The organism is Pseudomonas sp. P7779, assembly GCF_013386315.1.
Taxonomy (GTDB): Bacteria; Pseudomonadota; Gammaproteobacteria; order Pseudomonadales; family Pseudomonadaceae; genus Aquipseudomonas.
Map to the genome: position 1 here is coordinate 1 of NZ_JACARZ010000049.1, position 24,068 is coordinate 24,068.

Sequence of the window (24,068 nt, forward strand, 5' to 3'; positions counted from 1 at the left end):
CTATGTTATAAAGTCATCACGTCATGTATTGTTAAAGCACGCCCCTCACTGGACTACCTGCCATGCCAATCGTGCGCATCGACCTTCGGAAAAACCCCGACGTCACCTACGCCAAGCGCGTCGGCGTATTGATCTACAACGCCATGCACACGGCTATCGGCGTGCCTGAGCACGACAACTTCCAGATCCTCACCGAGCACGATGAACACCACTTCATCTATGACCCGGAGTACCTGGGCATCCAGCGCACCGACAACCTGGTGATCATCCAGATCACTCTGAACGAAGGCCGCAGTACCGAGCAGAAAAAGCTGCTGTACAAAACCATTGCCGAGAGCTTGCACCGTGAACTGGCGGTGCGCCTGGAAGATGTGTTTATCAGCCTGGTGGAGGTCAAGAAGGAAAACTGGTCGTTCGGCAACGGGATCGCGCAGTACGCCAGCTAAACGTTTTATGATGCCACCCATCCCTGCCACCACCTGATCCTGAGAGCCCTCGATGCCACGCGTGTCCCGCAAACAAGCCGAACTCAACCGCGAAATCATCGTCGAGGCCGCCACGCGGCTGTTTCGTGAACGGGGCATCCATGGCATCAGCGTGTCGGACGTGATGGCCGCCGCCGGGCTGACCCATGGCGGTTTCTACGGGCACTTCGAGTCCCGCGAGGCGCTGGCCACGGAAGCCTGCAACCGGGCATTCGAGCAATCGAGCGAGCGCTGGCAGGCCAGGGTCGAGCAAAGCCCTGATCCCGAGGCTGCGCGCCTGGCGTTGATTGATCCGTATCTGTCGGCGGCCAATCGTGACAACCCCGGGGACAGTTGCCCGGTTGCGGCGTTTGCCGGGGAGATGTGCCATGAAGCCGCCGACAGCGCGTTGCAACGCAGCTTTATCCGGGGCTTTGAAGCGTCCATGGGCATCCTGGCCGCTACCCAGGCCACCGGAACCCCCGAAGGTGACCGGCAGGCCGCCATTGCCCAGTACGCGACGATGGTCGGCGCCCTCACCCTGGCCCGTGCGACCAAAGGCAACGGCCTGTCTGATGAATTCCTCGCTGCCGCCAGGAATCTCCTGATCCCGGAAAAAAACCTCGGCTGACGCGTTGACAGGCAAACACCAGCGCCAGCATGATCGGCCCATGAACATTTTCCAGCTGGCCCTCACCCGCACCACCACCACGACCGCTTCCGGCGGGTCGTGTGGTAGCGGTGAGTGGCGCGCAAACTAAGCCACCCGGATTTACCCAAGGCCCCGCCAGCAATGGACGGGGCCTTTTTATTGCTCCGCCATCTGGCAAACACAAGGAGCAGCACCATGCCTGACAACAAGCGCCCCGCCCTGCTGATCATCGACATGCAGACCGGTCTGTACGATGGTCCGGAAAAACCCTACGAACGCCAGCGCGTACTCGACAACATCAACCAGCTGATTCAGCGCGCCCGACACGTTGGCGTGCCGGTTTTCGCTGCACGTCACACCGGCCCTGCGGGTTCGCCCATCGAGGTGGGCAGCCCGTTTTGGCAACTATGGCCAGCACTGGAGGTTGATGAAGCTCGCGACACGGTTTTCAATAAAACCCGGCCCAGCTGTTTTCTCGGCACCGAGCTGTCGCAGCAACTGGCGGCGGCACAGGTGAATGAACTGGTGATCGTCGGGATGAAAACCCAGTACTGCATCGACACGACGTGCCGAGTGGCCGTGGAGCTGGGGTTCTCGGTGCTGCTGCCGGAGGATGCCCATACTTGTATGGACACTCCGGCGTTATCGGCCGCATCGATTATCGAGCACCATAACGCAACCTTGGCCGGGGCATTTGTGCAGCGTGTGAAAGCTGACGATATCTGCTTCTAAAGCCTGGAGCTTTACCTAAGCCGAGGTTCTCAATACGTTGCGCAGTTCGCCATTGATCGCGCTCTGCGCAACAGCCAGTTGCTCCACCAGATCACCGGCTGCGTGCGCCGTTAACGCAATCACTGGGCGGTCCCAGTCGTAATTTCTTATTACATTGATGCGGAACCCACCATGGATATCGAAGGAGGGGTACCAGCCGACATCCAATATAAGCCCACCGGCGTATTCAACCTGAAGCATGTCCTCTTTCAACAGGTGAACCTGACTCTCCATCGCCCCATCCTGCAAGATGGAGAGATCATCATGGGTGACGTTTCCGTCAATAAAGCCTAGTGAGATCAACTTGTTAACCTCCTGAATTCCTGCTCGGAAATCGGATGACCATGTATGACGCCCGCGCTTGACTCAATTCGAACCCAGTAACTGGGCTTGCCATCACTGGCACCTATGACTTGCGGATACTCCCTGAGTTTCCAGGGTTTTGCATGAGTGCTTGGCACTCCATTTTTATAGGCTTCTCGCTCAAGCTTTTCAATATTTATACCGGGCTTGTATTTGGCCGGGCCGTATCGGGTGCTGCTGACAATATCTTCCCAAGCGAGGTTTTTTGATGGGCTGTGCTTGTAGCCATAAGGGGTCCACTCGACGATTTCGGGGGTGGCAGGAACATGCATCCATGACGTCTCTGCTAAGGAAAGTCGTCGAAGTCTGCGGCAGTAAAAAGGCCTGGGACGAGCGGTCCGGAAAATCAGATTAGGCTGGTGAGAAATGAAATTTTTCTGCGGTAAAGAAACGATCGGGACTACAAATCCCGCATAATCCAAGCCTCTAATCCTTCAGGAAGAACCTTCCGATGCCCGTCACCGTTCTGGTCCTGGTTGAAACCATCAACGACTACCTGCCGATCATCGAAGGCAATGGCTTTCACGTGATTCTTGCGCCCACCCCGGCCGAACGCGCCAAGGCCATCAAGACCCACGGCGGGCAGGTCCAGGCGGTGCTGACCCGTGGCCCGCTGGGCCTGTACGCCGAGGAAATCGCCGCGCTGCCGCTGTTGGAGATCATCTGCGTGATCGGCGCCGGGTATGAACACGTGGACCTGCAAGCCGCCAGCAACCGTGGAGTCGTGGTCACCAATGGCGCCGGGGTGAATGCGCCGTCGGTGGCCGACCACGCCATGGCGTTGTTGCTGTGCCTGGTGCGGGACATTCCCCGGGCGGACGCAGCAGTACGGCGCAGCGAATGGCCCAAGATAATGCGCCCTTCCCTGGCCGGCAAACAGCTGGGCATTCTCGGCCTGGGGGCCGTGGGCCTGGAAATCGCCAAGCGGGCTGCCCTGGGTTTTGGCATGGAGGTGAGTTATCACAACCGCCAGCCCCGCGAAGATGTGGACTACACCTACTGCGCCACCGCCGTGGAACTGGCGCGGGCCTCGGACTTCCTGATCCTGGCCACCCCGGGCGGCGCCAGCACGCGACATTTGATCGACCGCCAGGCCCTCGACGCACTGGGGCCCAACGGTTTCCTGGTGAACATCGGCCGTGGCAGCGTGGTGGTCACCGCCGACCTGATTACCGCCCTGGAGCAACGGCGCATCGGCGGCGCGGCACTGGACGTGTTCGACGATGAACCCAACGTGCCCGACGCGCTCAAGCGCCTCAGCAATACCGTGCTCACGCCCCACGTCGCCGGCCTGTCGCCGGAAGCCGCCCATGACACCGTGCAGCGCGTGGCGGACAACCTGCTGGAATACTTTGCCGGCCGCCCTGTGCTGACGCCCGTAGCACTGCCTCCGCGAAAATAATGGCCAATAGCCATGAATCCTTGCAAAACCTGACTACACTGCCTGAGGGGATACTCAGGATGCCGGTACTGGACCGGCGAAGGAACGCAGGATGGTTTGCCAAGGACCCGGCTCGGCCCGCCAACGCGGCGCAATAGGACTGATGGGTGCGATGACCCTGGGGATCGCACTGTTGTTCCTGTTGCTGGTGGTCGACAGCGGCCGGCTGTACCTGGAAAAGCGCAAGCTGCAACGGGTTGCCGACACCGCGGCGCTGGAAGTGGTCACCCGCGGCGGCGCCTGCGTGACGCCGAATACCAACGCCGCGCAATTCGCGATCCAAAGCGCAGCCCGCAATGATTTCCCGCTCAACGCAGACCGTACCCTGGCGACCACCTGTGGCACCCTGGTCACCGGGGCTGACTTCATGCGCGCCTTCAGCCCCAATCCCTCAAGGTCCGATGCGATCCAGGTCATCGCCACCCACCGCGTCGTCACCAGTATCGCCAACCGCCTGTTCATGCTGCTCTCCACCGGCCCTTTCGAGCCGACCATCCGGTTGCAGGCAGTGGCCGTGGCCGCCGTGCCCGCGCCACCGGTGGCCGTACTGACCATCCGCAGCACCTTGCTGACCGTGGACAGCACCAAGTCCGCGGCACTCAATGCGTTGATCGGCGGACTGCTGGGGGGCAAATTGCAACTCGATGCGGTGGGCTGGAAGGGCCTGATCAATACCGATATCAACCTGCTCAGTTACCTGGACGCGCTGGCGATTCAATTGAAGGTCAGCGCCGGCAACTACGACGAGTTGCTCAAGACCGACGCCAGCGTCGGCGATCTGATCCAGGCCGCGATAGATGTACTCAAGCTGGGGGGCGATGCGGTCAAGGTGGTGATCAATAACCTGGAAGCGATCAAGCTGATTGCACCCGGCACCAAGATCCTGCACCTGGGCGACCTGCTGACCATCCAGAACGGCACCGACAAGAGCGCCCTGGACGTTAACCTGCAACTGTTCAACCTGATCCAGGGGTTTGTGCAACTGTCGAACAAGTACAACGCGGTCGCGGTGGAGTTGCCGGTGGATGTGCTGGGACTGCTGAATATCACGGTCAAGACCAAGGTCATTGAACCGGCGCAGGTTTCCGCCATAGGTAACCCCAAGCTGATCGCCACCCAGCCGATCTACGTCAGGACCGCGCAAGTCAGGACGTTGATCTCGGTGAAACTGCCGGCAATCGGCGCGGTGAACGATTTACTGGGCGGGGTAACGGCGCTGGTGGGCCTCTTGTTAGGCAGCTCCTTTGACCCCAAAATCGGCCAGCAAATCGATGTAGCACTGGAAGCCGCCAGCGGCAGCAGCACGGTCACCGGATATCGTTGCAACGGGCCTGCGGACAAAGCCTTGTCGGTGCTCGGTACCACCTCGGCGGTTAGGCTGATGGTGGGCCAGATCGACCCAAAAAACCTGTTTTCCTCCACAGCACCACTGAACGTTGACGAATTCCCATTACTCGACCTTGGGGTGAAGACCTGTAGCAACGGTGTCTGCGATCCCCGGCAACCGTATGGCGTGGGTGGCATCAGCCTGAAGATCGACAGCAGCGTGGCCAAGACCGTCCGGAACCACACTTACCTGTCGCCGCCCGAGGTGAAAAGCCCCCCGGATTACTTCAGTTTCAGTTCCAACAACGTGGTGGGCAGCTTGAGCAACACCCTCAATGGCATCCAGTTGATCAACCATCCACCGACACAGGGCGGACTGATTGGGCTGGTGCTGAACCTGGTGGTCGGCCTGATCACCGGCGTACTGAATCTGCTCAGCGGCATCATCTCCGGACTGCTCAGCCCGCTCCTCGACCCGCTGGTCAATAACCTGCTCGCCGGCCTGGGCATCGACCTGGCAAAAGTCGAAATCGGTGCCAACCTGTCCTGCAACCCCGGCGGGCGCGCAGTTCTGGTGATCTGAGCACATCAAGCCCGCTGATCATCGGCCAACACGCTAACCTATTAAGCCGCCCCAACCTTGTGGCTTGGCGGCCGCGCGCATTAGATTAGCCAATAGTCCAAGGCCTTAAGAATAAGCAGAAGGGATAAGCATGGCGCTTAATGACCAATCGACCCAGATTCGCCCCGGCGAAGAACTTGATGCCAGCCTCATCGATCCCTACCTCAAGGCCCATATCCCGGGCTTGAGCGGCAGCGTCAAAATCAGCCAGTTCCCCGGGGGTGCCTCCAACCTGACGTACCTGCTGGAATACCCCGGCCAGGAATTCGTGCTGCGCCGCCCGCCCTTTGGCCACAAGGCCAAGTCCGCCCACGACATGGGCCGCGAATACCGGATTCTCAACCAGCTCAAGGACGGTTTCCCGTACTGCCCCAAGGCCTACGTGCACTGCACCGATGAATCGGTGATCGGTGCCGAGTTCTACGTGATGGAGCGGGTCAACGGGATCATCCTGCGCTCGGACCTGCCGCCGGAACTGGGCCTGGACGCGGCGAAAACCGAAGCCTTGTGCAAAAGCTTTATCGACAAGTTCGTCGAACTGCACCAGGTCGACTACAGCGCCTGCGGCCTGGCCGACCTGGGCAAGCCCGAAGGTTACGTGGAGCGGCAGATTCGCGGCTGGAGCGACCGCTACGAAAAAGCCCTGACCCCCGACGCCCCCAGCTGGGAAGCGGTACGTGCCTGGCTCAACGACAAGATGCCGGCCGACCACCCCACCTCGAGCATCGTCCACAACGACTATCGCTTCGACAACGTGATCCTCGACCCGCATAACCCGATGCAGATCATCGGTGTGCTGGACTGGGAACTGACCACCCTCGGCGACCCGCTGATGGACCTGGGCAACACCCTCGCCTACTGGATCGAAGCGGCCGACCCGGCTCCGGTGCAACTGATGCGCCGCCAGCCGAGCAACGCCCCCGGCATGCTTACCCGCCGCCAGTTCGTCGACTACTACGCCGAACGTTCCGGGATCCAGATCGACAATTTCGACTTCTACTACACCTACGGCCTGTTCCGCCTGGCCGGCATCGTGCAGCAGATCTACTACCGCTTCTTCCATGGCCAGACCCAGGACAAACGCTTTGCGCAGTTCATTCACATGAACAAGCTGCTTGAGCAGATGAGCCTGAATGTCATCAAACAGTCTTCCCTCTGACCCTCTTCAAGGAAAAACCATGTCCAAGACTCAACTGTTCGACCTCGACGGCAAGATCGCTTTCGTTTCCGGCGCCAGCCGCGGTATCGGTGAGGCTATCGCCAAGTTGCTGGCCCAACAAGGCGCCCACGTGATCGTGTCGAGCCGCAAGATCGATGGCTGCCAGCACGTGGCCGACGCGATCATCGCTGACGGCGGCAAGGCCACGGCCATTGCCTGCCATATCGGCGAAATGGAACAGATCACCCACGTGTTTGCCGCGATCCGCGAACAGTTCGGCCGCCTGGACATCCTGGTCAACAACGCCGCCACCAACCCGCAGTTCTGCAACGTGCTGGACACCGACCTGGGCGCATTCCAGAAGACCGTCGACGTGAACATCCGCGGCTACTTCTTCATGTCGGTGGAAGCCGGCAAGCTGATGCGCGAGAACGGTGGCGGCAGCATCATCAACGTGGCCTCGATCAACGGGATTTCGCCGGGCGTATTCCAGGGCATCTACTCGGTGACCAAGGCCGCCGTGATCAACATGACCAAAGTCTTCGCCAAGGAATGCGCGCCGTTCGGCATTCGCTGCAACGCGCTGCTGCCGGGCCTGACCGACACCAAGTTCGCCTCCGCGCTGGTGAAGAACGACTCGATCCTGAAAATGGCCCTGGCGCAGATCCCCCTCAAGCGCGTGGCCGACCCGAGCGAGATGGCCGGCGCGGTGCTGTACCTGGCCAGCGACGCGTCGAGCTACACCACCGGTGTATCGCTGAATGTAGACGGTGGTTTCCTGTCCTGATTCGGCTGGCGGGTGACTTGCGGTAATCTTGCGGGTGATTGCTTGCCTCTGGATGAAACATGGAACTGCACGTCGTTATCAAAGGCCGCAAGGACCTGGCCGAACAGCTTTACCAGCAACTGCGCACGGCCATTGAGTCGGGACAACTGGTGGCCGGGTCGCAATTGCCTCCCAGCCGCTTGCTGGCCCTGCAACTGGGCGTGTCGCGCAAGACAGTCTCAGACACCTACGCGGCGCTGACCTACGAAGGGTTGTTGGTCGGCAGGATCGGCCGTGGCACGTTCGTCAACGCCTGGGCCACGCGCCGCGAACACCTGCAAAGTGCCGCCGACCTTGCCTGCGCCGCCAACCTGGCCAAGTGGCAGGCCCTTCCCGCGCCCATGGGTCACCCCAACCGTGAAACCCGCCCGAGCCGGGACTTTATCGGCGGTGCCACCGCCCGCAGCCAGTTCCCCCAGGATGAATGGCGGCGCTGCACCCTCGATGCCTTGCGCCGTATCTCACAGGACAGCGGCTTCTACAGCCGGCCGGAAGGCTTGCCGGCCCTGCGCAGTGCAATCGCCGGGCATATCGCATTTTCCCGTGGGGTCAGGTGCAGCGAAGACGACATCGTAGTCACCAACGGCGCCCAGCAGGCGCTCGACCTGATCGCCCGCGTGGTGCTGGAACCGGGCACCGTCGTCGCCATGGAAGACCCCGGCTACACCCCGGTGCGACTGATGTTCGACGCCATGGGGGCGACCGTGGTGGGCGTGCCGGTGGACGAACACGGCCTGCGGGTCGACTTGATTCCCGACGGCACGCGGCTGATCTACGTGACACCGTCCCATCAGTTCCCCCTGGGCATGCCCATGAGCGTGCCGCGCCGTGAGGCGTTGCTGGCACGTGCGCTGGCGTTGGGCGCCATCGTGATCGAGGATGACTACGACAGCGAATTCCGCTACGAGGGCCGCCCCACCGACTCCCTGCAAAGCATGGACACCCGCGGCGTGGTCGCCTACGTCGGGACCTTCTCGAAAACCCTGCTGCCGGAGTTGCGCCTGGGCTACACGGTGTTGCCGCCGGCAATTTTCGGCGCGGTGCTCAAGGCCAAGCAACTCACCGACCAGCACAGCTCCACCCTGCCGCAATGGGCCCTGGCCAAGTTCATCAGCGAAGGCTACCTGCTCAAGCACATTCGGCGCTGCCATGGGGTATATACCGGGCGCCGGGAACGGATTCTGCAGCGCCTGGCGGGGGACCTCTCGCCGTGGTTCGACGTGGTGCCCACCGTGGCCGGGTTCCATCTGGCCGCACTGTGCAAGGTGCCGGTGAATATTCCGCAGCTCACCCAATTGGCACGGGAGGCTGACGTGGGGCTCTATCCGCTGAGCGTGTTTTTCCACGACACACCGGTACGCGAGGGACTGAAGATCGGGTTTGGCGCGATCGAAACCCTGGACATTGACCCGGCGCTGGACGTGGTGCGGGATATCCTGCGACAGATTGGCTGAGGGAATTTCCGCCGGATTGGCTATTGGTCAAATCCGGATCGGGGCCTAGGGTGAACGGGTCTCGACTCACTCGGAGCCTCACCATGAAAGTACTGCTCGGCACCACCCTGCTGCTGGCCTCGTTAAGCGCCTTTGCCCACGACCCGGTGTACAACCAGGAAAAGATCAACGTGTTGCAGGAACACGCCCTGGCCAACGTCCCCGGCAAGAAAACCGTGATGCTCACCGTGGACTACGCCCCGGGCCAGGCCACCGTGCCCCATAGCCACACCGGCACGGCCGTGGCCTATGTGCTGGAAGGTGCAATCACCTCGCGGGTCAACGATGAAAAGGCGATCACCTACAAGGTCGGCCAGTCGTTCTATGAACCTGCCGGCTCGCGGCACTTTGAATCCAGCAATGCCAGCCAGACCCAACCGGCGAAACTGCTGGTAGTGATGGTGATGGATGACAAGGCCGACGTGCTCACGCCGCTGCCCCACTAACCCGCGCCACCGCTCCCACAGTCTTAACCGAGCACAGTCAGTGGCTCAGGGTCGTTTGAAGTGGTGGCGCAGCTGTTCGATTCGAGGCCGGCAGGTACAGCCTTCAAGGTGGTCGTTGACCATGCCCATCGCCTGCATGAACGCATACATCGTGGTCGGTCCCACATAGCTCCAGCCACGCTTTTTCAGGGCCTTGGACAAACGTGTTGACGCGGCTGACGTGGGGTTGGCCGTCCAGTACGCCATGTCCACCACCGCCGGACGCTCATCGGCGGCCGGTTCAAACGACCACAGCCACGCCGCCAGCGAACCGGTTTCATCCACCAGCTCACAAGCGCGCCGGGCGTTGTTGATGGTGGAGACGATCTTGGCGCGATTACGCACAATGCCCGGGTCGGCCATCAAGCGCTCGATATCCCGTTCGGTGTACTGCGCCACCCGGCGAAAATCAAAGCCCTCGAACGCCCGCCGAAACGCCTCGCGCTTGCGCAGGATGGTGATCCACGCCATGCCCGCCTGAAAACCTTCCAGGCAAATCTTCTCGTACAGCGCAATGTCATCGGCCACCGGCACGCCCCATTCGTGGTCGTGGTAATCCGGGTACTCCGGCGCCGCCGTGCGCCACGTACAGCTGGTGACGCCCGCCGCGTCCGTGATCAATCCTGGAATATCCATAACTCACCCTGTGAACCAAGCCCGGGATGATAAGCGAAAAAAATTCCGGGCCGCCAACCGCTCAAGCACGAACCTTGCGAACCAACTGGTCAGACCGGGACCTGCCATCCGCGTAATATTTACTTGCGACTTGAAAAAAACCGAGCGTAGACTGGCCCCGCACTGGACATACCGGTCAGACCACAACAATTAAGCCCTGGACCCACCAGGGCACCGAATAGAGATCCTTCCCATGCTCAGATGGTGCTCGCGTTCGATTTTCCTGCAAGTCGTGATTGGCCTGGTGATCGGCATAATCTGCGGCCTCGCCCTCCCTGAATTCTCCTCGCAACTCAAACCCCTGGGTGACGGCTTCATCAAGCTGATCAAAATGCTGATTGGCCTGATCGTCTTCTGCGTGGTGGTCAGCGGTATTTCCGGTGCCGGCGACTTGAAGAAAGTCGGGCGCATCGGCCTCAAGTCGGTGATCTACTTCGAAGCACTGACCACCGTGGCCCTGGTGATCGGCCTGATCATGGCCTTCAGCACCGGGATCGGCACCGGCGCCAATATCCACCTGGAGCAACTGTCGTCTGCCGGCCTGAATGAACTGGCAGACCGTGGCCAGCACATCAAGGGCACCAGCCAGTTCCTGATGGACCTGATCCCCAACTCGGTGATCGGCGCCTTCGCGGATAACAACGTGCTGCAAGTGCTGTTGTTCTCGGTGTTGTTCGGCAGCGCGCTGAACCTGGTGGGCGAAGCCGCTTCCGGCATCTCTCGGTTGATCAACGAGCTGAGCCACGTGATCTTCCGCATCATGGGCATGATCGTGCGCCTGGCGCCCATCGGCGTGTTCGGCGCCATCGCCTTCACCACCAGCACCTACGGCCTGGATTCCCTGCAACACCTGGGCAGCCTGGTGGGCCTGTTCTACCTTACGTGCTTCCTGTTCGTCGCGGTGATTCTGGGGCTGGTGATGCGCCTGTCGGGCCTGCGGATGATGCCGCTGCTCAAGTACCTGCGGGAAGAACTGTTGATCGTGATGGGCACCGCGTCCTCCGATGCCGTGTTGCCACAGATCATGCGTAAACTGGAACACCTTGGCATTGGCAGCTCCACCGTGGGCCTGGTGATTCCGACCGGGTACTCGTTCAACCTCGACGGTTTCTCGATCTACCTGACCCTGGCCATCGTGTTTATCGCCAATGCCACCGGCACACCGCTGTCGATGACCGACCTGCTGACCATCCTGCTGGTGTCGCTGATCACCTCCAAGGGCGCCCACGGGATTCCGGGTTCGGCACTGGTGATTCTGGCGGCGACACTCACCGCAATCCCGGCGATTCCGGTGGTGGGCCTGGTGCTGGTGCTGGCGGTGGACTGGTTCATGGGCATTGGCCGGGCGCTGACCAACCTGATCGGCAACTGCGTCGCCACCGTGGCCATCGCCCGCTGGGAAAAAGACATCGATATCCAGCGCGCCAACAAGGTGCTGGACGGTCAACAAGGGTATGCCTTCCAGGCCAAGAAACCGGTGCTGCCCGCCCACCAAGAGTTCTGATGAGACAGACTCACCCCCTGTGGCGAGGGAGCTTGCTCCCGCTGGGGCGCGAAGCGGCCCCAAAAAATGGGCCTGCTGCGCAGTCCAGCGGGAGCAAGCTCTCTCGCCACACCAAGCAGACAGTTCAATTTAAAGGGAGCCACACGTGATCACCTCGTCAACCGTCGTCAATTCAGTGGTAGAAAAACTGCGCGCCGCCCTGGCGAGGGGTCAGTGGCGGCGCGGCGAGATGCTGCCCGGCCAGCGTGAACTGGCCGAGCAAATGGGCATCAGCCGCCCGAGCCTGCGCGAAGCGGTGATCGTGCTGGAAACCCTCGGCCTGGTACGTTCCATGCCCGGCAAGGGCGTGGTGGTGCTGGAAACCACCCTCAGCGAATCCCAGGCCCAGGACAGCGGCGTGGCGGACGCCAGCCTCGAAGACATCCTGCAACTGCGCTACACCCTCGAGCCCTTTATCGTAGGTTTAGTAGCGCAATCCATCAGCAGCAAGGAAGTCGGGCAACTGCGCCTGACCCTGATGGACATGCGCGAAGCCCTCGACGCCGGCGACAGCGAAGCCGGGATGAATGCCTACATCGCGTTCCACGAAGAACTGTTCGCCCTGACCTCCAACCCGATCTTCCAGAACGTGGTGCAACAAACCAGCAACGCCCTCAAGCAAAGCGCCCAGGTGCTGCGCAACTCCTCCGAACACCTGGCGGAACGCCTGCAGGAAAACGACGCCGTGGTGCGGGCGATCCGCAACAAGAACAGCGCCCTGGCCAGCGCCGAAATGCGCCGGCATATCCTGCAGGAAGGCTTGCGCATGGGCATTCGCTTGAACATCCCGGATGACCATCTGGGTAGCTGACTTCCAGGAGACCGCGCATGACCGCTCACGCCCTGCACACCCCTTTCCCCTTTACGCCGTTGCGCCTGGTGGGCAAGCCGAAACTCTCGGTGGACGACATCTACCCGGCACTGTTCGACGCCATTCTCGAGCAACGCATCGCCCCCGCCAGCCGTTTTACCGAGGAGAGCCTCGGGCAAAGTTTTGGCGTCAGCCGCAGCGTGATTCGCCGGGTGCTGGCGCGGCTGTCGCACCAGCAAGTGATCATCCTGCGGCCCAACCACCGCGCCCAGGTGGCGGCACCGGATGCACAACAGACCCAGCAGATTCTCGAGGCGCGGCGCCTGACGGAAATCACCGTGGTGCAGTTGGCGTGTGCCCAGGCGAAACCGGCGCAGATCCGCCAACTGCGGGAGTTGATCGCACGGGAGCGCGACTGCATCGAGCGTGACGAACGTGGCCCGGCGATTCGCCTTTCCGGGGAATTTCACCTGCAATTGGCGGCAATTGCGGGCAACGCGCCGCTGGCACAGTTTCTCAACAGCCTGGTGCCGCTGACCTCATTGGCGATTGCGCAGTTTGAGGCCAAGGCTTGCACGTATTGCGCATGGCAGGAACATAGGGCGATTGTGGATGCGGTGGAGCATGGCGATGCCGGCAAAGCCGTCAACTTGATGACCCGGCATCTGGATCATCTGGAAGCCAAGCTACTACGCAGCAATTGATCACACTGTTTTAAACTGTGGCGAGGGAGCTTGCTCCCGCTGGGACGCGCAGCGGCCCCAAAAACGGGACTGCTGCGCAGCCCAACGGGAGCAAGCTCCCTCGCCACAAGTTGAGATAACACGCCGATAATCAAATGCAAAAAAGCCCGATATCTTTCGATACCGGGCTTTTGGTTTTACCGCTCAATCAAGCCAGTTACAGCACCGATTGACCGCTCATCGCCAGGTCCAGCAACTCACGGTTGGCCACCGCGTACATGGCGTAGTCCGTGCCGACTGCAGCACGAATCTCCACCATCATGGTGCGCCAGCGATCAGCCATGTCCTGGTGCTGCTCAAGCCACAGGGCCACGCGGGCTTCCATGTCTTCTGGCGCATCGGCCATTTGCAGTACGGAAATGGTGATCGCCCGTTGCTGCCAATCCACGTCATCGCGGAAGGCCTCGCGGGCCTGGGCCTGCCAGTTGTTGCCCACGGGCAGGCTGCTGATCTGCTGCAGGTACCACGGCAAGTCCAGGGCGCTGCCGACGGCGAAGTAAGCCTTCGCGACGTCTGCCGCACTTTGGCCTGTCACGTCGGCGGCTTCGATGATTGGCAGCAGGGTGTACAGGTGGGTAGTGCCTGCAACCATGCGCGCCAACAACTCCGGCACACCGGCTTCGACGTAAGCCTGGTAACGGTTCTGCCAACCTTCGCGGGTCGGGCCTTCCAGCAGTTCGTCGAGCTTGAGGCCCAGCGCGGCAAGGTGCGGACCGAAGTGCGCAACATCACGTCCGGCATCCTGTTCGTTGCGACGGCTGCGCAGGAACCAGCGCGTGGCACGGCGGCCCAGGCGCATCAGCTCGTCCATCAGCTCCAGTTGCACGTCGGCCGAGACCTGGTGGTCCAGGGCTTCGATCTGACGGAACCAGTGCGGGAGGTGGAAGATGTCACGCACGATCACGTAGGCGCCCGCCACGTTCGCCGGGCTCATGCCGGTGGACTCTTTGAGGCGCTGAACGAAGGTGATGCCCATGTGGTTGACCAGGTCGTTGGCGATCTGGGTGCTGACGATCTCGCGCTTCAGACGGTGGCGACGCATGGCTTCGGAGAACTTCGCCACCAGGCTCGGCGGGAAAGCGGTCTCCATGTCACGGGTCAGGTAGTCGTCATCCGGCACCAGGGATTTGAGCAACGCTTCCTTGAGGTCGATCTTGCTGTAGGAGATCAGTACCGACAGCTCCGGACGGGTCAGGCCCTTGCCCGCAGCGGCGCGCTCGTTGAGCTGCTCCTCGGTCGGCAGGTACTCGATGGCGCGGTCCAGCTTGCCACGGCCTTCCAGATCGCTCATCAGGCGCTTGTACTCGGCCACGCGCTCGAAGGCTTTGCGGGCAGCCAGGGACAGGGCCTGGGTTTGCTTGTAGTTGTTGCCCAACACCAGGCTGCCGACTTCGTCGGTCATGCTCGCCAGCAACTGGTTGCGCTGCTTGTCGGTCATGTCACCGGCCTGCACCACTTCGTTGAGCAGGATCTTGATGTTCACTTCGTGGTCGGAGCAGTCCACACCACCGGCGTTGTCGATGAAGTCGGTGTTGGAACCGCCGCCATTGAGGCCGAATTCCACACGACCCAGCTGCGTCATGCCGAGGTTACCGCCCTCGCCCACCACCTTGCAGCGCAGCTCGTTGCCATTGACGCGCAGGGCGTCGTTGGCCTTGTCGCCCACATCGGCGTGGCTCTCGGTGCTGGCCTTGACGTAGGTGCCGATACCGCCGTTCCACAACAGGTCCACCGGCGCCTTGAGCAAGGCGTTCAGCAGTTCGGTCGGGGTCAGCTTGTCAGCCTGGATGTCGAAGCGTTCTTTCATCTGCGGCGAAATGGCAATGCTCTTCGCGCTGCGCGAGAAGATACCGCCGCCTTCGGACATGATGCTGGTGTCGTAGTCGGTCCAGGCCGAGCGCGGCAGGTCGAACAGGCGCTGACGTTCAGCGAAGCTGTTGGCCGGGTTCGGGTTTGGATCGATGAAGATGTGCAGGTGGTTGAAGGCCGCGACCAGTTGCAGCTTGTCGGACATCAACAGGCCATTGCCGAACACGTCGCCGGCCATGTCGCCCACGCCCACCACGGTGATGCTGTCTTGCTGGACGTTGATGCCGCGCTCACGGAAGTGACGCTGCACCCCCACCCACGCGCCCTTGGCGGTGATGCCCATTTTCTTGTGGTCGTAACCGGCAGAACCGCCGGAAGCGAACGCGTCACCCAGCCAGAAGCCGTAGTCGATGGCGATGCCGTTGGCGATGTCGGAGAAGGTCGCAGTGCCCTTGTCCGCTGCTACTACCAGGTACGGGTCATCGTTGTCGTGGCGTACCACGTTCAACGGTGGCACCAGGGCGCCGTCTTTCAGGTTGTCGGTAATGTCCAACAGGCCGGAAATGAAGATGCGGTAGCAGGCGATGCCCTCGGCCGCGATCTCGTCCCGGCTGCCGCCCAACGGCAGGCGACGCGGCAGGAAACCGCCCTTGGCGCCCACCGGCACGATCACCGAGTTCTTCACTTGCTGGGCTTTTACCAGGCCCAGCACTTCAGTGCGGAAGTCTTCTTCACGGTCGGACCAGCGCAGGCCGCCGCGAGCGACGTTGCCAAAGCGCAGGTGCACGCCTTCAACCCGAGGCGAGTAGACGAAGATTTCAAACTTCGGCACCGGCTTGGGCAGCTCAGGAATAGCGTGCGGGTTGAACTTGAAGCTGAAGTACGACTTGTTCTGGCCGTTGGCGTCAGCCTGGTAGAAGTTGGTCCGCAGGGTAGCCTTGATCAGGTCCAGGTAGCGACGCAGGATGCGGTCTTCGTTGAGCACCTGAACGTCGTCCAGGGCCGTGAGGATCGCTTGTTCCAGGCGTTGCTGCTTGTCTTCGAGGTCTTCGGCGGTGAGCTTGCGCGCCAGGTAGAAACGGGTCTTGAACAACCGGGTCAACTCGCGGGCGATGTCGGTGTGGTTGTTCAGGGTACTGGCGATGTAACCCAGGTCGAAGCCCAGGCGAATCTGCTTCAGGTAACGGGCGTAGGCACGCAGCAGCGCCACGTCGCGCCATGGCAGGCCGGCCGTCAGCACCAGGCGGTTGAACGCATCGTTTTCGGCATCGCCGTGCACGATATGCACGAATGCGTCCTGCAGGGTGTCGTTCAATTGCTGGATATCGAGGTTCACACCTTCGGCGGCGATGAACGCGAAATCGTGAATCCAGAACTCGCGGCCATTGGCATGACGCAGGCGGTACGGGAATTCACCCAGGACACGCAGGCCAAGGTTTTCCAGGATCGGCAGCACATCGGACAGCGCCAGCGGCGTATCGGCGTGATACAGCTTGCAATGCAGCTCGCGCTGGCCGGAAACCTGGCCCAGCGGCTGGTAGAAGCTCATCACCAGCGGGTTGGCTTCGGTCAGGCTGAGCAAGTGCTGCATGTCGACCACGGCCGAATGCGCGGCGAAACGCTCGCGGTAGCCGGCCGGGAAACCTTTCGGGAAATCAGCCAGCACGTTGGTGCCATGGGCTTCGCCGAAGCTTTCCACCACCAGGCTGGAGTAGTCGTCCTGCCAACTGCGGCAGGCCTGCACCACTTCTTTTTCCAGTTGCAGCGGGTCGATGTCCAGGCGGTTCTTCGGGTCTACCCGCAGGATCAACTGCACGCGAGCCAGTACGGACTCGGAGAAGAACGTCCAGAACTCGCAGTCCGAGGCTTTCAGGCGATCCATCAGCACTTGCTGGATCTTCTGGCGCACCTCGGTGGAATAGATGTCCCGCGGCACGTAGGCCAGGCAGTAGCAGAAGCGACCGTACGGGTCTTTGCGCAGGAACACGCGGATCTTGTTGCGTTCCTGGATCTGCACGATCGACATCACGGTGCTGAACAGCTCGTCCACCGGGGTCTGGAACAGGTCATCACGGGGCAGCACCTCGACCACCTGGGCCAGTTCCTTGCCCAAGTGCGCCTTGGCCTGGAAGCCCGAGCGACGCTCGATTTCCGTCACCTTGCGACGGATGTAAGGAATCACCCGCACGCTTTCGCCGTACACCGAGGAGGTGTAGAGGCCCATGAAGCGGCATTCCTTGATGACCTTGCCGTCGGCGTCGATCTGGCGGATCGACACGTAGTCCGGGTAGGCCGGGCGGTGCACGCGGCTTGGGTGTGCAGCCTTGGCGAACGACAGCACGGCCGGCTCACGCAGGTAGTTCACCGCGTAGTCTTCGATGCGCAGCTCGTCGGCCGTCAGGCCCGGGCGCAGCAGTTTGGTCAGACCGAGGAACGAGTTGGCGTCATATTCGATATGACCGCCGTCCGCCTCGTCACGTACCACGAACTCTTCGTAGCCGAGGAAGGTGAAGTGGTTGCCCACCAGCCATTCCAGGAAGCTCTTGATCTCGGCTTTTTCTTCGCCGTCGATCACGTACGGGCTGGCGTCGATACCGGCCAGCAGCTCCTGGACCTTGGCTTTCATCGGTTCGAAATCGGCGACTGCAACGCGCACTTCGCCCAGTACCTGCTCAAGTTCCTTGCTCAGGACACTCAGCTCGGCGGCGTTGGCGCAACGGTCGATTTCCAGGTACATCAGCGATTCTTGCTGAACGTCTTCGCCCTGGGTGCCTTTGGGCAGGATTTCCAGCAGTTCGCCCTTCTTGCCACGACGCACGCTGAGTACGGTGGTTTGCAGGGTGTGGATGCTGTAGCCACGGCGGTTCAGCTCGGTACGCACCGAGTCCACCAGGAATGGCAGGTCGTGGTGCAGCACTTCGACCGCGGTGTGGGTCGATTGCCAGCCATGACGTTCGTAATCGGGGTTGTAGACCCGCACTTGCGGTTGGTTGTGATCAAAGCGCTCAAGCAGGCGCCAGGCAGACAGGGTGCAACCGGCCAGGTCGGACAAGCGACGCTGGGTCAGTTCATCCAGGGAAATGATGCCGAAGAATTGTTCAGCGAACAGCGCCACTTGTGGCAGTGCCTGTTCACTGATGTGCTGCGCCAGTGCCGCTTGCAGTTGGTGCTGGAAGTCGGCTTTGCTGGCTGCGGTGAAGAACGCCATCTGTGGTACTCCGCTTGGGCTTGTTATTGATGGAAGCGTCGCGTGTTATCCCCTTGCGGGGAGACCGTCAGCTCTGTTCGCGGTCTACAGTAACGAATTCAGAGTGACAGGTGGGTGAAGCTGGACAAGACAATGAGGTCACATTCAACTTCCATAAGATGCGCACCTTGCCAGGTGACGGTACGACGGGCAGGTCAGACTCCTGGCGAGGCACATCCGTTGCGCAGCTTAACGAGTGTAGGAAGCAAGCTGCTTGCGACGCTGCGACATATTCGGTCATCGGCACGCTGCCGGCGGGTTGCGACTTGGGCAACCGGGTGTTTTCGGAGAAATCCCGGGGCGCCGAGTACCGGAAATGACTGATATTGCCCGCCAGGTCATGCCTCAAGGTCTGACACACGATGCAGCACAAAATTCGCCGCATTTTCGCCAGCATGCCGCACGCCTCCTGAGAAAGTGAATCATCAGGGTAAATTCTCGGTGGTCGCCCCCTTCCCAATAGAGAGGCTGAACTCCCAATCACATCAAAAGCTAAATGAGTGATTTGTCGAACCGCTCTTAGTTTGCCTACCTCTCACAAAACCATAAACATCACAAACCATTGAAACAGCTGCGTACAACCGCAGCTAAGCCAAAAAATCAAACATAGACAACTATCATCCCACGCCCCGACGAGATAATTCCTACACAAACACAGGACGCTCGCGCCTTCACACCAATTGAATCGAGGTAGGGCCACTGCTATTAATTGATCACTTGCGAAATTACGCGCAAGTGGGGAACTCACTATCGAGTGCCTCTCATTCAAAATAGAAACGAGGTGATTGAAATGGGTAATAAACGCTCCGAAATAACCATCCCGACTGGCTTTCCGCAAAACGCAGGCGCATCCGAAAGCTTACTAGCGACCGAGGTCCACTTCTTCGCCACACTCACAAACTGACATTCCATACAAATGAAGCACCCGCTAAAAAATGCCGAAAGGAAATCCTTTCGGCATTCAAAAATAACGAGGCAAGCATGTCAGAGCGAGAACTAAGCCCAACCAATGCTCTATCAAAAATAAAAGAGACCATTCATAGCCTTGGCCTAACTGCGATTACGCAGTATGCAAACAAAGAAAACCTAGTAGCGACAACGGAACTGTACGACGCAAATAGCCAACTAGTCGCATCGGGCGCAGGCAAAGGGCCCGAATCACTTATTGGAGCACTCGCTGAAAGCTTAGAACACCTTATCGCGGGCCAACCAATCGCCCTTGGTATTACGACGTGTCACTGCAAGGCAGTTGCTGCACAAGCGCCAGCAAAAATCGATGGCTTACTCTTCAACTGCTCTCAAATCAAGGAGCCTCTTGAATGCTTAACGCTCACAACCCTTGATAAAAAGGAAAAATTATTAGTCCCACACGCGCTCCTCTGCCCAGCCATCGCCAAAAACAAACATCCCAAAGGAAACTCTCACTTAAATTTTCTAGCCCGCTACTCATCCAATTCAGGTATGGCATTCGGATGTACGGAAGACGAGGCCCTCTTGCACGGCATTCTCGAAGTCATTGAGCGACACATTCTATCGCTTTTTTATATGGCAATTTGCAAAATCGGCCCACCCATAAATTTATACTCCCCGTCCACATCCCTCCTTGCGATGGCACTACATAACAATCCGTATGCAATAAAATCTGCCCAACGTCTCCAGATCGTGGTCATTAAAGATTTTTTAGGCGTTTATTTTGCAGCAGCTTTCCCCAGAGCGGGCGCAGGCGATCTACATATTGCATCTGTTGGCTCAGGTTGCTCGCTGGACGTTAACGTAGCTTTGCAGCGAGCGGTGACGGAGCAATTCCAAGCAAACGAACTGTATGACTCTGCAGGAGAGGAGCTGGACAAGAAAACCCTGGAGCTGCTGTCTAGCTCAGAAAAGCTCAAACCTCTCATTGAGTTCTCCTCAATAAAGAACTTGAGACTGCCCCTCATTAAACATCAACACAAACAATTCTCAGCAAGCGTCCCGCATCAGCTGCAAATATTACAAAACAGCCTTTCCAATGACGGAAAGAAAATATTCTTCAGAACACTCACCAAGTTTGCCAACGGCTGTAGCGTTATACAAATCTACATCCCCAGCCTTGAGCGCTTCAACATTATTAGAAGTGGAAACTTGGTAGCGCCCCAGCACACTCTACTCAGCTGCCCCACCCCTACACTATAAGTATGAATGCAGCGAAGAATGCCTATAGGCGACCAAATGCAAACACTTGTTAAAATAGCATGCAAACAGCATACAGCTCTGCTTACGTCTACCGTCCTTACCACAATAGGGCTTAAACTTATAGCGCTCGCGCCACCTTTACTGCTAGGAGAAGTCGTAGACGCACTTAGCAACAACCAGCCAACAATGAACACCTTATTCATACTGATTGCAGGCTTCATTCTGGCCGGATGCATTCAGGCCTTAGTAAACCCTGCGCAAATATTCCTATTATCCAAGCTAATCCAACAAATCGTAAGAGATGCTTCGATCAATTGGATTGGGCAATTACTGCACAAAGACTTTCATCACTTTAGCTCATGGCGCATTGGCCACTTCATAAAGTCTGTGGAACGCGGAATCACGGCTCACGAAAAATTGCTTACGTTTTTCGTCACTGTCGCATTTCCTATGTGCCTGGAGTTGCTAATTGTTGGGGGAGCCTTTTTGTATATGGGTGGTAGCGGAGTGTTCCTCGCTGTGATCGGCCTGAGTGCTATCTATCTTTTTACAGCCCACAAAATCATAAGATGGCGGAGAAAGCACATTGACAGGATCAACGAACAAGAAGATGAGCTGGGTGCCATTCTGTTCAACACTTTAAAATCGGGGAAGTCTATAAAACTGGAAGGAGCAGAACATACTGCCACACACCCTTTGAATGAAGCTTTCACCCAATACGCCAATGCCGCGGTAACAGTTACAAGCTCCGGCGGTTTTTTAAACGGTATAAAGATCCTATTCATCAGCCTTGCCACCGGAGGGCTACTTGGCTGGGGGGTATTGGATCAGCTTTCAGGACAACCCGTTATTAGTCTTGGGCAATTAGTTGCGACATTCTCAATCGCTGGCAGCTTCTTAATCAACATTACTGCGCTTACAGAAGGCTACCGGGTACTGGATCAATTTCTCGCAGACCAGCGCCGACTCCTGCACCTACTGTCGTTACCAAATTTTGGCGACGACAACGGCCAACTCGAAATACCGCTAAAGCCCAAATCAACGTTAATACTTAATCCCTGCATCGTGACTGACACCAGCTCCATCCGCTTGACCATCAAGACAGCCATCGAATTTACCCAAAGTCAGTCAGTTGCCATCACTGGGCCAAGTGGAGCGGGGAAATCTACCTTGCTGGAAGTGCTGGCAGGCTTGAACCCCTCACTGACAAGCAGGTTGCTTATCGACGACAAGCCCATTTGCGAACTGAGTGCCCAAGCGCATTTGAGGTACCTGAGGTATTGCCCCCAGTCGCCCCAGTTCCTGGAAGGCTACTTTGATCACTCCGTACTGTTTGGAATCCCCCCCTCCCCACACTTGAACCACGCAATTGAGCAACTGAACCTGGAAGAAATCGTTTTAAACCGCAGCCTCAGCGAAAACGCGTCCAATATTTCAGGAGGCGAAGCAAAGCGTCTGTCCCTGCTGCGCCTCGTCAACAGGCCCGGGGAATTCAATTTATTCGATGAACCCAGCGCGTCCATTGAACAAAAACTGGCCACGCCTGTGTGGGATCTGCTGTTCGATATCTTCGGCAAACGCGGATTGATATGCGTCACACATGATGTCCGCCACCTGCACCGTTTTGATCAGGTTATTGTCATGTCAAACGGAGCAATCATTGATCAAGGCCCTTGGAGCGAGTTGGCTAACAAAACGTCGATCTTGACGCTGTTAAGTGACTTTGATCTGGAAAACCAAACCGGCAACAGCTAGGAGCCCCTCATACACGATGCAGCACAAAATTCGCCGCAATGGCACAATTGCCCTGCTTCGCCCTCCCCCAGACAGGATTAACCATGCCATTGCAACTCACCACCGCCCACCTGATCGTCAACCCGTGCGATGACGAAGAAGACAACATGGCCATGCTCTGCTGCCACGGCGACAAGGGCGAGATGTTCATGGTGACCCGTTATCCGGACGAGGACGAGGTGGAAGTCACCTGGGATTACGAGCCGTCGACCCTGGACGGGCTGAAGATCACCCTGAGTGCCACGACACTGTTGGTGGAGATTGGCGCGGCGGATGCCGATGCATTGGGCGGCCACGATCAATTGGCAATCACCCACGGCACCGCCGAGTCGGATCTGGCCGAAGTGGAAGAAACCCTGCAGAACATTCTCAAGGGCACCGGGACCTATATCCGGGCCTAGTTGCCAAACCCGCACAATGTGGCGAGGGAGCTTGCTCCCGCTGGGCTGCGAAGCGGCCCCAATCCAGCCAACTGCGTTCTGCCTGGAAAAACTCGGCAGCCTTGCTGGGGCTGCTGCGCAACCCAGCGGGAGCAAGCTCCCTCGCCACAAAGGCAGGCGCCTATCGGAAAAAACCTCAGACATTTCCCACATTTCCCGAAAAATACCCCCCGCGCCGTTAGTCTCCACCCCCTCCGATGCATTAAAGTAACGCCCCCAGGCCTGGCATTTTTCGCAATGCCCAGTCTCACCTCTCCAGGAACCGTCATCGATGGAACATCGTGAAGCGCTGCTTGCGCTGCGAACCTTTCTTTCAACGCAGATTCTCGGCCAGGAAAAACTCATCGAGCGCTTGCTCATTGCCCTGCTCGCCGATGGCCATATGCTGGTTGAAGGCGCTCCCGGGCTGGCCAAGACCAAGGCCATCAAGGAGCTTGCAGAAGGGATCGAGGCCCAGTTCCATCGCATCCAGTTCACCCCCGACCTGCTGCCCGCCGACATCACCGGCACCGAGATCTATCGCCCGGAAACCGGCAGTTTCGTGTTCCAGCAAGGCCCGATCTTCCACAACCTGGTGCTGGCGGACGAAATCAACCGTGCCCCGGCCAAGGTGCAGTCGGCATTGCTCGAAGCCATGGCCGAGCGCCAGGTCAGCGTGGGGCGCAGCACTTACGAGTTGTCGCCATTGTTCCTGGTGATGGCCACGCAAAACCCGATCGAGCAGGAAGGCACCTACCCGCTGCCCGAAGCCCAGCTCGACCGTTTCCTGATGCACGTGAAAATCGGCTTCCCCGATGCCGCCGTCGAGCGCCGCATCCTGCAGCAGGCCCGTGGCGAAGCCCTCAACGGTGAAACCAAGCCCGAGCGGCGCGTCAGCCAGCAGGCGATCTTCGCCGCGCGCAAGGAAATCCTCGGCCTGTACATGGCCGATGCGGTGGAGGAATACCTGGTGCAACTGGTCATGGCCACTCGCACCCCGGCCAAGTTCGATCCGGAAATGGCCGAATGGATTGCCTATGGCGCCAGCCCTCGTGGCTCGATTGCCCTGGACCGCTGCGCCCGGGCCCACGCCTGGCTGGCCGGCCGCGATTTCGTCAGCCCGGAAGACATCCAGGCGGTGCTGTTCGACGTGCTGCGCCACCGCATCATTCTGTCGTTCGAGGCCGAAGCGGCCGGCATCGACCAGGACCGCGTGGTGCAACGCATTCTCGACGTCGTTGCCGTCGCTTGAC

The 24,068-nt window shown here is 59.3% G+C and carries 20 protein-coding genes; 16 read left to right on the forward strand and 4 right to left on the reverse strand.

Annotated features, from left to right (window positions below; genetic code table 11):
• Positions 1-62: 62 nt before the first annotated feature.
• The 3 genes from HX869_RS15570 to HX869_RS15580 all read left to right on the forward strand — a co-directional run bounded on the left by HX869_RS15570 (position 63) and on the right by HX869_RS15580 (position 1,848).
• On the forward strand, positions 63-446 hold the full coding sequence (locus HX869_RS15570) for a tautomerase family protein (protein WP_102369271.1): 384 nt from the start codon (positions 63-65) through the stop codon (positions 444-446).
• Positions 447-498: 52 nt separating this feature from the next.
• A complete protein-coding gene (locus HX869_RS15575) occupies positions 499-1,095 on the forward strand; it encodes a TetR/AcrR family transcriptional regulator (RefSeq protein ID WP_102369272.1) in 597 nt (198 codons plus the stop codon).
• A 216-nt stretch (positions 1,096-1,311) separates the two neighbouring features.
• Positions 1,312-1,848, forward strand: a complete 537-nt coding sequence (locus tag HX869_RS15580; RefSeq protein WP_003210786.1) for a cysteine hydrolase family protein — start codon at positions 1,312-1,314, stop codon at positions 1,846-1,848.
• Between the two features lie 15 nt (positions 1,849-1,863).
• Here HX869_RS15580 and HX869_RS15585 read toward each other — a convergent pair whose 3' ends face one another.
• Entirely contained in the window at positions 1,864-2,190 is a 327-nt protein-coding gene (locus HX869_RS15585) for a hypothetical protein (protein ID WP_177040642.1), read from the reverse strand.
• Positions 2,187-2,522 carry a hypothetical protein gene (locus HX869_RS15590; RefSeq protein WP_178903301.1) on the reverse strand — a complete coding sequence of 112 codons (336 nt, stop codon included), beginning with the start codon at positions 2,520-2,522 and terminating at the stop codon, positions 2,187-2,189. Before HX869_RS15590 ends, HX869_RS15585 begins: the two co-directional genes overlap by 4 nt.
• Before the next feature lie 179 nt (positions 2,523-2,701).
• Between HX869_RS15590 and HX869_RS15595 the strand changes: the two genes are divergently transcribed.
• The 6 genes from HX869_RS15595 (at position 2,702) to HX869_RS15620 (ending at position 9,563) form a co-directional block, all read left to right on the forward strand.
• Positions 2,702-3,652: a 2-hydroxyacid dehydrogenase gene (locus tag HX869_RS15595; protein WP_178903302.1), complete on the forward strand. Its 951-nt coding sequence runs from the start codon at positions 2,702-2,704 to the stop codon at positions 3,650-3,652.
• A 91-nt stretch (positions 3,653-3,743) separates the two neighbouring features.
• A complete protein-coding gene (locus HX869_RS15600) occupies positions 3,744-5,600 on the forward strand; it encodes a pilus assembly protein TadG-related protein (protein ID WP_178903303.1) in 1,857 nt (618 codons plus the stop codon).
• 130 nt (positions 5,601-5,730) lie between these two features.
• The gene (locus HX869_RS15605; RefSeq protein ID WP_003210778.1) at positions 5,731-6,798 is read left to right on the forward strand and encodes a phosphotransferase family protein; all 1,068 of its coding nucleotides are present in this window, start codon (positions 5,731-5,733) and stop codon (positions 6,796-6,798) included.
• 19 nt (positions 6,799-6,817) lie between these two features.
• A complete protein-coding gene (locus tag HX869_RS15610) occupies positions 6,818-7,585 on the forward strand; it encodes an SDR family oxidoreductase (RefSeq protein WP_178903304.1) in 768 nt (255 codons plus the stop codon).
• 59 nt (positions 7,586-7,644) lie between these two features.
• The gene (locus HX869_RS15615; RefSeq protein WP_087692884.1) at positions 7,645-9,078 is read left to right on the forward strand and encodes a PLP-dependent aminotransferase family protein; all 1,434 of its coding nucleotides are present in this window, start codon (positions 7,645-7,647) and stop codon (positions 9,076-9,078) included.
• A gap of 83 nt (positions 9,079-9,161) precedes the next feature.
• Positions 9,162-9,563: a cupin domain-containing protein gene (locus HX869_RS15620; RefSeq protein WP_003210770.1), complete on the forward strand. Its 402-nt coding sequence runs from the start codon at positions 9,162-9,164 to the stop codon at positions 9,561-9,563.
• Between the two features lie 45 nt (positions 9,564-9,608).
• On the opposite strand, the gene HX869_RS15625 is transcribed toward HX869_RS15620, so the two are convergent.
• Entirely contained in the window at positions 9,609-10,238 is a 630-nt protein-coding gene (locus tag HX869_RS15625; protein WP_177081003.1) for a DNA-3-methyladenine glycosylase I, read from the reverse strand.
• A gap of 232 nt (positions 10,239-10,470) precedes the next feature.
• Here HX869_RS15625 and HX869_RS15630 point away from each other — a divergent pair, with 232 nt between their 5' ends.
• The 3 genes from HX869_RS15630 (at position 10,471) to HX869_RS15640 (ending at position 13,335) form a co-directional block, all read left to right on the forward strand.
• Positions 10,471-11,781: a C4-dicarboxylate transporter DctA gene (locus HX869_RS15630; RefSeq protein WP_008433031.1), complete on the forward strand. Its 1,311-nt coding sequence runs from the start codon at positions 10,471-10,473 to the stop codon at positions 11,779-11,781.
• Between the two features lie 145 nt (positions 11,782-11,926).
• Complete coding sequence (locus HX869_RS15635; protein WP_178903305.1) at positions 11,927-12,631, forward strand: FCD domain-containing protein; 705 nt, start codon at positions 11,927-11,929, stop codon at positions 12,629-12,631.
• Between the two features lie 17 nt (positions 12,632-12,648).
• Positions 12,649-13,335, forward strand: a complete 687-nt coding sequence (locus HX869_RS15640; RefSeq protein ID WP_102369279.1) for a GntR family transcriptional regulator — start codon at positions 12,649-12,651, stop codon at positions 13,333-13,335.
• 196 nt (positions 13,336-13,531) lie between these two features.
• Here the strand turns inward: HX869_RS15640 and HX869_RS15645 are convergent, their stop codons facing one another.
• Entirely contained in the window at positions 13,532-18,391 is a 4,860-nt protein-coding gene (locus tag HX869_RS15645; RefSeq protein ID WP_003212956.1) for an NAD-glutamate dehydrogenase, read from the reverse strand.
• A gap of 1,020 nt (positions 18,392-19,411) precedes the next feature.
• On the opposite strand from HX869_RS15645, the gene HX869_RS15650 reads away from it, so the two are divergent.
• From HX869_RS15650 to HX869_RS15665, 4 genes are all read left to right on the forward strand, one after another.
• Positions 19,412-20,602, forward strand: coding sequence for a YcaO-like family protein (locus HX869_RS15650; protein ID WP_256344656.1), 1,191 nt, complete (start codon positions 19,412-19,414; stop codon positions 20,600-20,602).
• A 36-nt stretch (positions 20,603-20,638) separates the two neighbouring features.
• Positions 20,639-22,357 carry an ATP-binding cassette domain-containing protein gene (locus HX869_RS15655; protein ID WP_256345119.1) on the forward strand — a complete coding sequence of 573 codons (1,719 nt, stop codon included), beginning with the start codon at positions 20,639-20,641 and terminating at the stop codon, positions 22,355-22,357.
• 83 nt (positions 22,358-22,440) lie between these two features.
• The gene (locus HX869_RS15660) at positions 22,441-22,797 is read left to right on the forward strand and encodes a hypothetical protein (RefSeq protein WP_003212949.1); all 357 of its coding nucleotides are present in this window, start codon (positions 22,441-22,443) and stop codon (positions 22,795-22,797) included.
• A gap of 310 nt (positions 22,798-23,107) precedes the next feature.
• On the forward strand, positions 23,108-24,067 hold the full coding sequence (locus tag HX869_RS15665) for a MoxR family ATPase (protein WP_003218556.1): 960 nt from the start codon (positions 23,108-23,110) through the stop codon (positions 24,065-24,067).
• The last annotated feature ends 1 nt before the right edge of the window (position 24,068 follow it).